Below are 15,624 nucleotides of genomic sequence, written 5' to 3'. Positions count from 1 at the left end.
TTATGATTTATTCAGCACCTAATTTCTTCAATAACTCATTCACAACTACCTTCCATTTGGCATCGTTGGTTGCTGTTTCCACTGTTAGGATATTCTTGTTCGTCTCATTGAAATTTCCAGTTTGCTGATATTGAAACATTTCTGTTTGCTCCCAGCCGCATGGTAGCAATTCAATAAAAAATAGCTTTTTCGTCGGTCCAAACTTCTTTAGAGCCAATGGGACTTCCACCTTCATGATATATTCTGTAGCCAAAAAATCGGGGCTTAGCATAAAAATGATCAAATCAGAACGGTTCATTTCTTCTTTTATACTATCATCCCAGCGCGTACCAGCTTCAATCATTCGGTCATACCATGGATCGATCTTTCCTTTGTTTTTCAAAACTTCCAAATGGGTAACAAACCGTTTGACAAAACTTGAGTTTTTCGAGCTATAGGAAATAAAAAGCTTTTTGGGAAGGTTTTCAAAGTTTTCAATTTCCTTAAAATCATTGACGGAAAATACTTTTTGGGGAACATCCATTGGGGTCTTTCCAGAAAGCTTTGATTCCCATTTTGTCCATTCTTTCAAGTCGCAATTATCATAGTCAAGCGTGTGTGTAAATGAAAACTGTTTATTGATGACTTGTTTTTTGATTTTATCCACATCGAAAAAATGAATACCATCAGATGACATTTGTTTTTCTACAGTCCAATCTTGATTGAGTTCATCCAAGGTTTCCACAATTTCCTTTTCGAGGCCATTCTTATTGTAGGGTTGCATGGTCTTGATATTGACCAAACCAAACCTTTCATTTTTTGAAAATTCCACAAATACCATCTCCAAAGGACTGGTAATTCCATCTCCTTTTTTGACAATTATTCCATTTCTCCAAAAAGGAAAACTTCTCACACCTAAAGTGGTATCAATATTTTCTTTTTGTAGAAATTTTGCAAACAAATTAAGAATCAGTGTTTTATGGAAAAATGCTTTGTAAACAAACCTCACTTGGGTATATGTAAATCCAGTTAGAAAAAACTCAATGGAAGTATCAGGTTTCACGGGCAAAAATTGTGGCGCCAGAAATTCCTGATCATTGATCTCGATAATGGAATTATTTCTGATCAAAAGCCCTATCACCTGTTCATAATTTTTGATACCCTTGATCTGCTTTCTATTGAAAATTCCTTTCTGATTTCCATCTTTGGCAAGTTCCATCACCTCTTTTACAAGCATGTTGAGCTCCTGCACATTGGTGTAAATCCATCCTCCATCTTGAATTTTCTCAAACAACAACAATCCGGAATTGCTTAGAATTTGGGCTAAAATAATGGCATTATCCAAATTAAAGTTGATCGCAGGATCGTTGATTATTTTCAGACAAAGGGCATAGAATTCATCCAAAGAAAGAATTTCCAAAGGCTTTTCTTCCTTCAAAAAATGTCGGATTACCTCCATTTCATATGTGACTATCTTCCTTCCAGAAAGATTTAAGGACCAGAAATAGTCACTTAGAAGCTCATTAAGTACTGCCGTTCTTTTATTTTTTGCCAGTGAAACATTAAAATATCCCCAAATCATGGGATAATCATTGCAAAGCAGCTGTTGATCCAATTTCCCCTCCAGAAGATCTATTTTATTCTGTAAAATCAACACAGGTGGCAAAATCCGGTCTTTCTTTTCCTTGCTGCTTATACCATCTTCATCCAAGTATATAGATTGGGATTTATCTCTCAGATTATACCTGATGGACTCCAACCAATATTCTAATGGGAAATTTTCAAATTGTAAAACTTCACCAGAATTAGTAGTCTTCTCTTCTATCTTTTCGTATTTGTTAGAAATAGCATCCCAAATCAACACGTATGCCGTATCATGGCTGTAGTATAAGCGATGGGAATCATGATAATAATCCTGTCCTCCGAAATCAAATATTGCTACACGTGTAAGTTTATTATTAGCAGATTTTAAAAATGGAGCTTCCCAGGCTTGGATATCCAACAAATGAGTACTCTTGCTTTTCAGATCGATTTTCCCTGATCTCAAGAACTGGCTAAAATTAGTCTTTCCCACACGGCTGTTTCCCACCAAAATCATTTTGATCAGCTCCAATTTTTCAATTCCGTATTGATCTGCATCCGAAAAATACTTTAGAATAGATTCTCTGCCTTGCTGAATAACCTCCAAAGACGGTTCTGAGAGCGAAGTATTGTCCTTTATAAAAATCCCTGGATTACTTTCATCAAAATCATACTCATAAACCACATTCAAACCGTTCTTAATATGACCAAGCAAAGGTTTAATTGATGAAATTTGATTGCTTGTCAATACAATCCTTTGAAGCTTATCAAGCTGCTCCAAAGCATCTACTTCCTTGATTTGATTATAAGATGCATATAAAACTGAAAGACTTTTCAGACTCTGAACCCCTTCTAATTCAGAAAGTTGATTATTCGAAACACCTAAAATTTCCAATGATTTTATCGAATTAAGGCCATTTAGTTTTTTGATCTGATTATGCCGCAATTCAAGTCTTTTCAATTCAGCTAAACCATTAAGGTTCTCTATTTTGGAAATTTGGTTTTCGGTAAGGTTCAGCTCTTTTAAGTGGATCAGGTGATCCAAATTCTCGATTTTTTCAATTCGGTTTTTTTCAAATGAAACATGCTCCAGATTGGTGAGATTTTCCAGGTATTCAATTCTGGAAATCTGATTTCGATCCATTTTTAGAGTTTTCAACCAATCCATATCATATATATCAACTGGGATATATAGCAGTCCTAAATCGGATAAATTCAAGGCTCCTGATTCTTTGCTTTTTTCTGTTTCGATTAGTTCCAAAGCCTGGGGGTTAGCGATCAAATCCAAAATAGAACGAGTAGCTCTGACAATATCCTCCAAAGCCTTGGGAACATTTGAAAAACTAAAAAGCGGTTTATCGTTAAGGGGTAATTTTAAATAAGGAGCAAAAGGGGAATTTTCCCAAGGGCAGTCATCGAGTAAGATAGGAATTACCCTTTTCCCTTCTTTTTTGGCCATTTCCAGGTTATAATAAACATCTTCCTGAGAATTTGATATGCTGCTTTGCTTAGAAGAAAATTGATTCCCGATCTCAATTGCCTCAAAATAGGCCTTACTAAGAAGAATGAAAATAATATCTGCCTGAAATGCCCAATCTCTAAAAACCATCAATTCGGTTCCCCGTCTTGCCTTGGTATCACCGATAATTTGGACTTCCTTTTCCAGCTGAACCTGAATAGATCTAATCAGTTCATATTTGATTTTTTCATCAGCAAGTGTGAAAGAGATAAAAATTGAAAATTGCCTATTCATCATATCTAAGGAAATTAATCACAAAAAACTTCGAAAAATCTATTTCCTTCTAAGATACGAATACAGGCAATTAACTCAATTTCAATCAAGAGTTTTATGATGTCATTTGAACATTCCAGAATTCTATTTCATCATTTAAATAGATATTAGAAGAAAGGCAGCTCCTCTCGCGTTTTAATATTAGTTAAACAATAGCGGTGCAAACTTATACAGGTTGTTTCTCCATACCGGCCAAGTATGGCCTCCTGGGTACTCTGAATAGGTATAATCCACCCCTAGTTCGTCAAACTTCTTCATCATAATCTGGCAATTTTCGTAGGCTATATCTTCCTTTCCGCCCATGGCTATCCAAAATGACTTTAGATTTTGGTTGATTTTAGAAGCATTTTCTTTCATATAGGCATATTGTGCATCCACAATTTCTGTCTGTCTAGATGCAATCCAACCAGAACTGAAAACTCCCAAATAAGAAAACAAATCGGTATTGTTTACGCCTGCATACAAAGTCTGAATTCCGCCCATGGAAAGTCCAGCCAAAGCACGATCTGAAGCACTTGATTTCGCTCTGTAATTTTTCTCAACATAAGGAATCAAGCTTTCTTTAAGCTCTCGCTCAAATTGCTTCAGACCATTTTCAGTAAAAGCACTTGCTGGCATGTTTCCGTCTGCCATCACCACCAACATCTTTTTAGCCTTGCCTTCCGCAATAAGATTATCCAGAATCAAATCAGTTTTTCCTTGCCTTGCCCAGCCTGTCTCATCTTCTCCTCCCCCATGATAGATATACAAGGTTGGATAGGTTTCAGCAGTATTGGTGTCATATCCGGGAGGTGTGTAAATAAAAAACTGTCTCCATGATCGTAAAGCTGTCGATAAGTATCTTACTCTTCTGACTTCCCCATGCGGCACATCTTTCAATTGATAGTATCCATCTCCTTTGAAAGGAACCTCGATGCCACTGGCATATCGACCCATTCCATAAAATGCTTCACTGGATGGATCCACTACTGCCACCCCATCAATGATCATTGAGTAATAATGAAAACCTTCACTCAAAGAATCTGTCATCACTTCCCAAAAACCGTCCTCACCTTTAATCATGTTATACTTTCTTCCCAAGTCGAGTTGGATTTTTCCAGCATCTGGAGCTTTGATTCTGAACTTGGCTCTGTGATCCGGATAAATCTGTGGGTATTTGGAGTTTCTGATATTAGTTGCAGCAGGAGTTCCAAGGGAACTATATTGATTAAATTTTGATTGGTCCACTGGCTTAAATAAAAGCTGGGAAAACATATACAAACCATTTTTCCAAACCTTGAAATCATGCCCGCCTGTCTCCAAATAGTAGATATGCGGTACATCTTTCTCAACCAAATACTCATGGGTACGGGAGGAGAATCCCAACAAGCCATCTTCATCACCACAGGAAATCCAGAGTACCTTCAGCAATTCTTTTGCTTTTTCGGGATCAGGAATAAGTTCCTCAGGAACTTTGGTGTTTGGAGCAGAGGAAAATCCACCTACCCAGGCAAACATATCCAGATTACCCAAACCAAAGTTTAATGATTGACCTCCGCCCATTGAAAGTCCGGCAATTGCCCGGTTTTCTCTATCAGTAAGAACTGGGAAATTCTTTTCCACATATGGAATCAGATCATTTAGCAAGTCTTGCTCAAATGTCGCAAAGGCCTGTACTTTATCTGGAGCCATGATATTTCCCACTGCACGATCATCCTTCATGGCTCTGCCATTTGGCATGACCACAATCATAGGTTCCAGTTTACCATCTGCATAAAGGTTATCTAAAATCACTTCTGGATGTCCACCAAAAAGCCATTCTTTTTCATCTCCACCGATCCCATGAAGTAAGTATAGAACAGGGTATTTTTTACTTTTTAAGAAGCCTGGAGGAGTATAAACCAAGGCTCTTCGATCATTGCCTACAGTTTCAGAGGAATATGTGACCGTATCGATTTTTCCATGGGAAATCCCCTCTCTAACTTGATCAAAACCAGCTGGAGCTTCTTTTTCGATTTGCTGAGCATTGATTTGCCCCACTAAGAGAAAAAACAGGAGTAATAGGTATTTTGAGCGGTTCATAGGTTATAGGTTATTTTGTGTTTAAAAAGATTGAGTACAAGACTTAGAATTTATTGTTTCGATAGCAATTGGGCCATTTTATCACCATAGCGATATCCCAATAATCGGTAACCTGCTGCAGAGAAATGCAATCCATCTGCAATAGCCTCGCAATCCGCTGAGGAGATCACATAAGCATTTGGAATAACATCAGGTAGAGTAGCAATGATTGGATTCATACTGGCACACTTCCCTCCTTGTTCGGCACTTACCAATTCCCCCGCCAAAAGCGGAACAGAATCCGGATCTAAACCGATATCGCTTAACAAGTTATCATACACTCCTTTCACTTTCTTAGGCCAGGATTGGTCTCCCGTATTGGACTCACCTTGATGCAATAGAATTCCTTTTATAACCCCATCTTCCTGGGCTAGCTTGGCCAATTCAACCAATCTCCCATAGGGATTTCCATCATATTGGGCTATCATGCCTTTCATCCAGCCCGGAGCTGTTTCAGAATAGGACTCGTAATTATCTTTCTCGAAAAGCTCGATTTTGCATCCTCCCACCGAGACATTGATAATTCCGATTTTGATGCTATCGGGGAGGCTTTCAGCCAAAGTTTTCCCAAAATAATCTCCTGGGGTAAGCCCGGTATTGCAGCGACTCAAAGGAGGAACTGCCGGATACCATTTACCCATTTCTCTGTTTAAATCAGGGCAATCAACCGCCTGAAGTACCTTAAATCTTTCATTGGCAACTGTGTCCTGCGGTTCAAACTTAGCATTCCCCTCCATATTAGACTGGCCAAAGCTGAGGAAAATGTAAAAATTAGGGTCTTGAGAATACCCTTTCAGAGTATTCATAAAAAGTAAACAAAGAAGAAGGAAAATAGGCTTTTTCATTTTGGGTATGATTAGGGTTCAGAGTGAAAATAAGGCCATTTGAATATTATTTAATGACAAATTCATAGGTTTCCCCTGCCTCAGTTTTCAAATCATAGACTTTGGTTTCACCAAGATCTGGAAGCTCAATTTTCGCTGCTGGAGAAATAATGGGTTCGGCAGTAACTGGCACTTTATAAAATGGATTAGGATTTTCTCCTTTAGCAATATTTAGATTCTTACTACTTTTTAGATTGACAGCATTTGGAACTCGGATTCTTAGATTTCCACCAATAGTCGATTTTATAACCGCTTTTTCGATCTTTCCATCTTTCCACTTTAGCTCTACTATTTCAAAACCACCTTTGGCACGAATTCCAGTAATGCTTCCATCCTGCCAAACATCAGGTAATGCAGGCAACAAATGAATTTCTCCATTGGCACTTTGGACCAGCATTTCGGTGATTCCTGAAGTACATCCAAAATTCCCATCAATCTGGAAAGGTGGATGTGCATCAAAGAGATTGTTGTAGGAACCACCACCTTCGCCACGCTTAGCGCCTACAGGAGAAAGCTGATTTTGGATCAATTTATAGGCATGATTACCATCCAACATTCTCGCCCACCAATTGACTTTCCAGCCCATACTCCAGCCAGTTGATACATCTCCACGCTGAATCAAGGTGTTTTTTGAAGCAGAATAAAGCTCTGGCGTACGAAGTGGGGAAATCTGATTGGATGGGAATAAACCATATAAATGGGAAATATGTCTGTGATGATCATTAGGATCGTCAATATCATCCAACCATTCCTGGAGTTGCCCATGCTTCCCGATGTGCATTGGAGGCAATTGATCTCGCATGGATCGCAAAGTGTCAGCAAAACTTTGATCTTTCCCTAACATTTCTGAAGCCTGAATGACCGCACTGAAAGCGTCAAAAACCAATTGATTATCCATGGTGGTTCCTGCATCCAAAGATGAACCTTCATGTGCAGCAGGGGCATTTTCAGGAGAAGTTCCTGGGTTGACCACCAGCCAAGGTTTATCTGGATGTTCTACCAAAAAGTCTACATAGAACATGGCAGCTCCTTTTAAGATAGGATAGATAGACTTCAGATAATCCATATCGCCACTATACTGGAAATGATCCCAAAGATGCTGACTCGTCCAAGCTCCGCCTCCACTCCAGATTCCCCAGAATATCGCATCCACAGGACCTGTGATTCTCCAGATATCGGTATTATGATGAGCCATCCAACCTCTCGCTCCATACATCACTTTAGCCGTCTCTTTTCCTGCTTCAGACATTTCAGATACCATTTTCAGGAATGGTTCATGAAGCTCAGCCAGATTCGTTTTCTCTGCTGGCCAATAGTTCATCTGCGCATTGATATTGATCGTGTATTTGCTATCCCATGGTGGGGACATTTCTTTGTTCCAGATTCCCTGAAGGTTTGCCGGTTGTCCACCCGGTTGGGAAGAAGAAATCAATAGATACCTTCCGTATTGATAATAAAGTGTGACCAATTGAGGATCGTTGGAATTTCTAAAATTCTTAAGACGCTCATCTGTTGGGAGTTTTGAAGATTCACTTTCACCCAAATCAAGACTTACACGATCAAAATACATTCGATAATCCTCGATGTTTTTCTCTAGTAATTCTTCAAATGTTTTAGAAGATCCCTTCGCCAAAAATGATTCAGCCCTTGCATTTTCATCTCCAGAAAGATCTAAGTAATTATTAAAATTGGTTGAAACGGAAATATAAATCGTGGCTTCATCGGCATTCTGAACAGTTACCGAATTATTTGAAGCAGCCATGGATCCGCCTTGATTTTTGATTTTAGCTAAGCTTTTGAATTCAATCTGCCCCTTTACTCCTTCATGGTCCGTGGTGGTACCAGCAATCGTTAATTCATTATCAGAATTAAGCGCAATCGTAGCATTCGGCTGAGGAGTAGCCATGGATGCGGTAAAAGAAATCATCCCAGGTTTGCTAGCCGTGAGGTGAATCGCGATAACATTATCTGCAAATGAGGCTATAGCTTCTCGTGTATAGCTAACTCCCTCTACCTCATAAGTCACTTTGGAGATCGCATGCTCAATATCTAATTCTCTTCTATAATTTGTGAAGCCAGAATGGCCATCAAAAGCGATATTCAGATCTCCCACCGGCTGGAATTTCTGCCCATTGGATTTTTTGGTCTGGATAGTTTTAGCGGCCAATTGCTCAGCTTCTTTTTGTTTTCCTTCGAAAATCAATCGTCTGATTTCTGGCAAAGCTGCCAAGGCATCAGGATTATCATTTCTATTTGGACCGCCAGACCAGACCGTATGTTCATTCAATTGAATCAGCTCCTTTTCTACGTTTCCATAGATCATAGCTCCAAGCCGACCATTTCCTATTGGCAATGCATCTGTCCAAACATCAGCTGCTGGCTGTTTATACCAAAGAGTCAAAGGAGAATTTTCCTGCGCGTAAGTCTGAATTGACAGGAAAACTAAAAAGTAAAACATCACATTTTTCATGAGATTAAATTTTGGGTTTTGAAAATTCTTTCTTTTCCTAGAAAGGACATTTAAGTCAGCTTTATTACTATTTAAGGCACTGGAAATCATCAATATATTTTTAACATCAATTATTTGGAGTTTAAAATTCTCCTTCAAAAACCTCGGATTCTCCATTTGAAGATTGGATTGAAACTTTGAAAGAAAGATTGTTACCTAATGGAATAAACTTATCATAAGGAAGATCTATTTTTACTCCTTCAAAAGGCTTGATTCCTTTGATTTTCTTGGTGGAAATGAAAGCACTTTTCCCATCTTCAATAATCTCCACTGAAACCACTGCTTTTTTGGAATTCACCTGTGCAAAATTTTCTACTTGGACACTGACAATCCCATTCTCTTTGAAAATCTCAGGCTTCTTAGCAGATAGAATAGCCTCATTATAATCCACCCAAGGAAGTCTGGAGTAACCAAAAATCATTTCTCCGTTTCGGTCTTTTCCAAGCATTTTCCCCGCAAAATTATTTTCCTTGAAACCATTCCCTTGACCTTCAAAAGTGATCTCCAGATCATTTCCTTTAGCTTTGGAACTCAACACTTTTGCCCCTCTGCCAAAATTCACTTTTTCTGAAGCTCCATATCGTAAAGAAGAAAGATCCAAGTCCTTCTGAGGATCGAAACCTGGCTCAGCCTTTACCAATACTTTTATCTTCTTGGTACTTGCTGTTATCTGCCTTTTATTAAGCAAATCCAGTTGCAATCCTACTTTTAAAGGGATTCCAATATTTTTAGAACTGTGGAAATCATTGGGTTTATCCTCATTTTTCAGCGTATCTATTACAGCAAAATTTGCTTGGACCGCCCTTCCTAACTTATCCTGCAAAATCTTGATTCGCTCATATTTAAACCAATCTTCCTTGGCCCCATCTTCATAAATAGTGATTCCCGGCATATAAGCTTCTCCTGGATCGGTCTTCCAATGAACACCATCTTTGGATCTCTGATAAAATGCAATTCTTCCCAACCAATCATTGACAATCAAATGGTACTGTACATTATCTTTCCAAATCACAGGATCTTCAAATCTGCCATCCACGGGCGGATATACCCTTTCGTTTGAAACCTGGTTAAAAGTATCCAGACCATCTTTGCTAAACCAAACTCCACCTCCCCTACAAACCATCAAAAAGGAACCATCCTCTCTCCGTACGAAAGTCAAATTTGATAGGCCTTCTATGATTGACCTGTCTCTTTGATCAAATTCAAATTTGCCATATTCCCAAGGACCATTAAGGCTATTTGACTTGTAAAACCCATCTATGACATAAATTACATACTTACCCTCAGCTGTCTTATATGCTTCCGGATTATGACCTTTTCCTACTTCATCCAGTACTTTAAAAGGCCCCATGGAATTATCCGAAACTGCATGAACCACAATGGAATTCGGCCATTCATGATGCCCTTTTTGAGAATCTTCTCTCCACCGACAAACGAATAGATGAAATTGCCCATCCTCTCCTTCCAAAATGTTACCACCCCAATAGGACCAATCCTGATCCTCTATGCCATTATCCACATATCTTGGCTTTACTGTGGCTGTTCCCCAGGTTTCTGAAGTAAGCTGGCCAATCGGTGCTATAGGTTGAAATAAATCTATAAACTTTCCTCCTGGAACGAGATTTTTCCACTCTGCTGGCCTGGCTCGTTCTTCAATTTGAGCCCAGCTTTTCGAAGTCGTATAGAAACATACTGCAACAAAAAATATTAAAAACAACCTTGTAAAATTAATCTGGCGCATTTTAATAGTTGATTATAATTCTACTACGGCTTTGATCACTCCGGTTTCTGGTTTCAACCAAGACTGAAAATCATTCTTCACCTGATCAAATTTGACTTTATGGGTGATGTACTTTTCTATCGACAATTGACCGGAAGTCATCGCTTCCAAAACCTGATCAAAATCTTCTCTTGTTGCGTTTCTGCTACTCATTAAAGTTGCTTCCCGTTTATGAAATTCGGGATGAGAAAAAGCAATTTCTCCTTTTTGTAAACCTACCAAAACATATGCCCCTCCATGGGCTATGAATTGAAAACCAGCGTTGATCGCTGCCAAGCTACCCGTCGCATCGATCACCACATCGCAGAAATCATTATTGGTGATTTCCTGAATCTGCTCATGCGCAGAACTTCCAGCTTTGACTACATGGGGAATATTCCAAGCATCTTTACAAAACTGTAATCGCTGCTCATTGATATCCATCGCAATCACCTTGGCACCTGCTATTCTGGCAAATTCCATCACTCCCAATCCAATCGGACCAGCACCAATCACCAATACAGTTTGCCCAGGCTTCACTCCTGCTCTCCGAACCCCATGAGCGCCGATGGCAAACGGTTCTGCGAGTGCAAGTTGATCTAAGTTTAATCCCTCTTTCTTGACCAAAGAAGTAAGTGGAACTGAGACAAACTCTCGCATTCCTCCATCCTCATGAACTCCAAAAACAGAGATTTTTTGGCAGCAATTCGGTTTTCCATTTCTACAGGCTATACATGTTCCACAGCTGAAATAAGGAATCACAGTTACCTGATCTCCTTTGGAGATTTCATTATTCTCCTCGATATCCACGACTTCACCGGCAAGCTCATGTCCTAAAATTCTTGGGTAAGAAAAATATGGTTGGGTTCCTTCAAATGCATGCAAATCCGTCCCACAGATCCCGATTCTCTTAATTTTGACAATGGCTTTTCCTTTAGAGACTTTCGGCATTTCCGCCTCTTGGTATTCAAATTCTCCAGGAGATAAACAGGATAATAATTTCATTCTGCTTTATTTAATTTAAAATCTAATACATAATCGGCGATCAAGCCTTGTTCCTTACAGGAAATCCAGAATTCATTTGAAATTGGAGTTTCACAAAATTTGGCATTTGCCTGAATTCTTCTGCTAGAGGTAGAATTCAGTGCCAAAGAATTTACACCCGGAAGTTGAAGTGCAAACTGGATGCAAGCATGGGCAGGGTCAATTTCTGAAGCTTTGCAAAGCGCAAATAACTGTTCCCTCCATTTAAATTTCTTCTGACTTTCGGCATCATCCAAACTCAGTTTTTGATAATCAAAATGCTCTCCTCCCACCAAAAATCCAGAATGAAATACTGCTGAGTTGACAATCCCCACTCCTTCTTTTTCTAACTGCTTCATATACTCAAAAAGCTCAACAGGATGATCGTAAATCGTCATGCTATTAGCGATCATCACCCAATCCAGCTTGAAATGAGAATGGATTTTCTGGATTACTTCCCAACTTTTAGAACCTACTCCTATGGCTTTCACCTTGCCGGCTTGCTTCAGTTCATCCAATGCTGCATAGCCTTCCAAAATATCCTGAAAGCACTTTTCGTAATCTTTTGGTGAAGAAGCTTGATCCAAATACTCATCAGGATCATGGATAGAAACCAATTGACTCTCAAAACCTTTTAGAAGTGAATTGCCTTCTTCAAAGCATTGTAAAATGCCCTGATAGCTAATATCCTGAACGGCATCGTATTTCAAATCCTTCCAGACATCTTTCTCAAAAGTAGGTTCCTTACCGATTAAAGGAGCTCTCCTCCAAGCCAGTTTATTACTGATTAGTATGTTGTCTTTAGATACATTCAAATCATGTAATGCTTGCCCCAAGGTTTCCAAAGCCAATCCTGCCCCATATTTCCCGGCCGAATCAAGCACTGCCCCATTCGGAAAGCATTCTATGCTTGTTCGGACCAAATCCAATTTTTGTTCATAGGACCTAGCTTCATAGAGATTCCCCAGAGAACTCGTCCCAAAAACCATGGTAGGTACCTGTAAGCCTGTTTTTCCTAATTTCATTCTTATTTCTTGACCAAAATTTGTTTGGCCCAAATCAAGTTTATCAAAACAATAAACCAATATCATAAAAATGATGAACAGTATATTGGTCAAACGTTTGACCTAAACTAGAACCGTTCATTTGAAATAAGATCCTGAATACATGCATTTCTGCTAATTTAGAATTGAGGTTAAGCCTTTGTCCCAAAAATGAAAAAGAAAAGAACCAGCATCACAGATATTGCCAATACACTTCAGGTAACGCCATCCACGGTTTCCCGAGCGCTAAATGGTGGCGGAAAAGTCTCTGAGAAAAAAAGGCTAGAAATCATTTCTTTGGCAAAAAAACTAGGGTACAGACCTAATCCTATCGCTAAAAGTCTTTTGGAAAACCGCACCAATACAATCGGATTGATTATCCCGGAATTCACCCATCATTTTTATAGCCGCATGCTTTCCGGAATAGAAAGTGTCACTTCTAAAGCCGGATATCAATTGCTGATTTGTACTTCCAATGAAGACCAGAATCAGGAAATAAAATCCATTCATACGCTTTTGGATGCACGGGTAGACGGGATTATTGCCACTATCTCCAAGATGAATGACAAGTTTGAGCATCTTCAGGAAGTGATGGATAATGATACTCCTTTGGTTTTGGTGGATAGATTTTCGGAGGAAATTGAAACTCCTTACGTGATCTCGGATGATTTCAAGGGAGCATTCTCAGCAGTGGATCATTTATGTCAAATTGGATGCAGAAAGATCATGCATATCAAGGGCCCTGATAACCTGTCAACTACCTTCAACCGCTTTATGGGCTATAAGGAAGCTCTTCGAAAGCATGAAATAGAATTGGATGAAAGGTTAATCCTGGAGGGAAGTAATCCTGACCTTGTCGAAAAAATAAAATCCTGTTTAGAGAATAATTGGGTAGATGGTGCATTTGCTTATAGTGATTACCTAGCTTTTGAAATTTACAAAGCAGCAAGTCAACTCACTATTCCTATTCCCGGTCAATTGTCTGTGATTGGCTATGCTGATGAACCTATCTCCACTTACATCAACCCTACCCTAAGCACGGTAAATCAGCAACCCTTTGAAATGGGTGTAACCGGAGCCAAGTACCTGCTGAACAAAATCAACGACCCAGAAATCGCCTTAGAGATTAAAAATCTGGAAACCAAGTTGGTGATTAGGGAGTCTTGTAGGAGGCTGGAGGGGTGAGAGAGGTTTGATATTGAAAAAATAGAATGAGAGAGGATGAATATTAACGTTTAAATAAAAACCGTTTTCAATAGGTTTTATTTGGTGTTATCATTTAGTTTTTTCTCTTGTTAAGAGATTCCAGTATTCGTTTTTTCTATAAGAATCCATTTATATATTATCCAGATGTATTTAGAATCCCAACCTGCACCATATTCCTTTGCAAATTCGCCTTCATTTATTGAATTTATTGTGAAAGGATTCTTAGTTTCGAAGTCAAACCAATAGAGATAAAAGAATTCCGTTTCTTGCAAGTCAGAACAATCAAATATTGATTTGCAAATCGTTAAATTATATGGTTCAAACTCCTTAAAACTTTCTATCACTTTTTCCTTCGTTAGTTCGAGCTCAGAAATAACACCGATGTCTTTAATTTTATTTTCTTCGAATTGTAAAACATAACTTTCATAGTTGCTCCCAATTTCCTTTACTAAGAAACTTTCAGATATAGTATAAAAAGTTATTGTTTGAATAGTGATTAAAACTATCAAAACTATTCCTATTCTTTTTAATACAATCATTTGTTCAGTTTTTTATTAAATAATGATAAAGGTTTGGAAATGGTGCAAGTCCCGAAGGCATGATTTTTTAACGATTTTTGTACTGTTTTTTAAAATGTTTTTGCGATTTGAGCCAGTATCCAAATTCCTTTCCTATTCCAATTGTCAATTCTGAAAAAGAGTCTAGTTGGTAAAAGTTCACAAAGAGTTCAACATGCTTAGTAAAAAAGGTGGCTTGACCTACGATCTCAGTTCGACCGTTGTAAAAAGCCGCTTTCCCTGTTAGCAAGGTTTGGACAGAAACTGTGTTTATCCAAGTTCCTAATCCAATCAAAGGAGCTGATAAATTTTCGGTAGTACTTGATAATTTATTTTCAAAGTTAAGATTACTGTATCCAGCAGTTAATCTTAAGTTACCATAGTTGAAGTTGGTTTCAAAAGAGTTTGTTGATGACCTGAATTCGGTGAAGTTCACTCGTCTATAATACCAGTTAAGATCAAAATCGAAATCACAGTTGAAGATGAAGTGTTTGTATTCGAGTTTCCCTTTAATGAACCTTTTGTCATTCAGATCAGATTGAAGAGAAAAGCCAGTAATTAGTGTACCAGAGCTAAAGTTTGGAAATGCAAAGTCAACTTGTCCACCGATTGGGTTGTTAATGATTCCACTTAAGGCGTAGATACTCACACTTTGGGAATCAAAGAAATCCCTATTGCAATCAACCTTTAATGTGGTTGAAATCGAGTCTTGGCCTTTTAATTCAAGTTGTTTAGTGATGAATCCAACAAAGGAGATTTCCAATGTTGCGTTCAAGTCATTTACTGTTAATCGAAAGTTTCCATCCAAATTGGTTGTAGTTCCGTTCTGGGTTCCAAATTCTACAACTTTCGCCCCGGGCAGACCTAAACCATCTTCGCCTGAGATTACAGTTCCCGTAATTTCAATTTGAGCGTTACAAATTTGAGCGATAAAAAGGAAGAATAAGAGAGTTAATAATCTGTTCACAAAAATCTACAATCTGAAGGAAATGAAGCAAATACTTTTGGTTACATCGCTCTCTTTACACTATTATGTCTAATCGCTAATATCCACAAGTCTCCTTAAGTTCTGCAGAATCCAAATTAAGGATTTCGTCGAGGGGAATTGTGCAGGAGATGGAATTTATTTTTTGGAAAAGAAAAAAGGGTTTCAACAGATCATATATCTTCTGAAAAAATCAAAGTCCTTGA

General features: G+C 38.5%; 10 protein-coding genes. 1 reads left to right on the top strand and 9 read right to left on the bottom strand.

All coding sequences use genetic code 11. The features are described from left to right. Positions 1-7: 7 nt before the first annotated feature. The 7 genes from FHS59_RS06895 to FHS59_RS06865 form a co-directional block, all read right to left on the bottom strand. On the bottom strand, positions 8-3,316 hold the full coding sequence (locus tag FHS59_RS06895; protein WP_184494281.1) for a leucine-rich repeat domain-containing protein: 3,309 nt from the start codon (positions 3,314-3,316) through the stop codon (positions 8-10). Between the two features lie 177 nt (positions 3,317-3,493). Beyond that, the gene (locus tag FHS59_RS06890; RefSeq protein WP_184494279.1) at positions 3,494-5,413 is read right to left on the bottom strand and encodes an alpha/beta hydrolase-fold protein; all 1,920 of its coding nucleotides are present in this window, start codon (positions 5,411-5,413) and stop codon (positions 3,494-3,496) included. A 50-nt stretch (positions 5,414-5,463) separates the two neighbouring features. After that, positions 5,464-6,297 (bottom strand): sialate O-acetylesterase, encoded by an 834-nt coding sequence (locus tag FHS59_RS06885; RefSeq protein ID WP_184494277.1) that lies wholly within the window; start codon positions 6,295-6,297, stop codon positions 5,464-5,466. Between the two features lie 46 nt (positions 6,298-6,343). Next, positions 6,344-8,806 (bottom strand): glycoside hydrolase family 95 protein, encoded by a 2,463-nt coding sequence (locus tag FHS59_RS06880; protein ID WP_184494275.1) that lies wholly within the window; start codon positions 8,804-8,806, stop codon positions 6,344-6,346. Between the two features lie 121 nt (positions 8,807-8,927). Further along, a complete protein-coding gene (locus FHS59_RS06875; RefSeq protein ID WP_184494273.1) occupies positions 8,928-10,586 on the bottom strand; it encodes a glycoside hydrolase family protein in 1,659 nt (552 codons plus the stop codon). A 12-nt stretch (positions 10,587-10,598) separates the two neighbouring features. Further along, complete coding sequence (locus FHS59_RS06870) at positions 10,599-11,609, bottom strand: zinc-binding alcohol dehydrogenase family protein (protein ID WP_184494271.1); 1,011 nt, start codon at positions 11,607-11,609, stop codon at positions 10,599-10,601. Further along, complete coding sequence (locus FHS59_RS06865) at positions 11,606-12,652, bottom strand: aldo/keto reductase (protein ID WP_184494269.1); 1,047 nt, start codon at positions 12,650-12,652, stop codon at positions 11,606-11,608. Before FHS59_RS06865 ends, FHS59_RS06870 begins: the two co-directional genes overlap by 4 nt. Positions 12,653-12,841: 189 nt before the next feature. Between FHS59_RS06865 and FHS59_RS06860 the strand changes: the two genes are divergently transcribed. After that, entirely contained in the window at positions 12,842-13,855 is a 1,014-nt protein-coding gene (locus FHS59_RS06860) for a LacI family DNA-binding transcriptional regulator (protein WP_184494267.1), read from the top strand. Positions 13,856-13,965: 110 nt separating this feature from the next. Here FHS59_RS06860 and FHS59_RS06855 read toward each other — a convergent pair whose 3' ends face one another. Next, a complete protein-coding gene (locus FHS59_RS06855) occupies positions 13,966-14,415 on the bottom strand; it encodes a hypothetical protein (RefSeq protein ID WP_184494265.1) in 450 nt (149 codons plus the stop codon). A 67-nt stretch (positions 14,416-14,482) separates the two neighbouring features. Continuing rightward, entirely contained in the window at positions 14,483-15,400 is a 918-nt protein-coding gene (locus FHS59_RS06850) for a carboxypeptidase-like regulatory domain-containing protein (protein WP_184494263.1), read from the bottom strand. Between the last annotated feature and the right edge of the window lie 224 nt (positions 15,401-15,624).

This window comes from Algoriphagus iocasae, assembly GCF_014206875.1.
GTDB classification, from domain to species: Bacteria; Bacteroidota; Bacteroidia; order Cytophagales; family Cyclobacteriaceae; genus Algoriphagus; species Algoriphagus iocasae.
This window is presented reverse-complemented; position numbering and strand designations above follow the sequence as displayed.

Bases quoted from the DNA above. Each gene is read 5' to 3' on its own strand.
- FHS59_RS06895 (WP_184494281.1), bottom strand. From the start codon at position 3,316: ATGATGAATAGGCAATTTTCAATTTTTATCTCTTTCACACTTGCTGAT.
- FHS59_RS06890 (WP_184494279.1), bottom strand. From the start codon at position 5,413: ATGAACCGCTCAAAATACCTATTACTCCTGTTTTTTCTCTTAGTGGGG.
- FHS59_RS06885 (WP_184494277.1), bottom strand. From the start codon at position 6,297: ATGAAAAAGCCTATTTTCCTTCTTCTTTGTTTACTTTTTATGAATACT.
- FHS59_RS06880 (WP_184494275.1), bottom strand. From the start codon at position 8,806: ATGAAAAATGTGATGTTTTACTTTTTAGTTTTCCTGTCAATTCAGACT.
- FHS59_RS06875 (WP_184494273.1), bottom strand. From the start codon at position 10,586: ATGCGCCAGATTAATTTTACAAGGTTGTTTTTAATATTTTTTGTTGCA.
- FHS59_RS06870 (WP_184494271.1), bottom strand. From the start codon at position 11,609: ATGAAATTATTATCCTGTTTATCTCCTGGAGAATTTGAATACCAAGAG.
- FHS59_RS06865 (WP_184494269.1), bottom strand. From the start codon at position 12,652: ATGAAATTAGGAAAAACAGGCTTACAGGTACCTACCATGGTTTTTGGG.
- FHS59_RS06860 (WP_184494267.1), top strand. From the start codon at position 12,842: ATGAAAAAGAAAAGAACCAGCATCACAGATATTGCCAATACACTTCAG.
- FHS59_RS06855 (WP_184494265.1), bottom strand. From the start codon at position 14,415: ATGATTGTATTAAAAAGAATAGGAATAGTTTTGATAGTTTTAATCACT.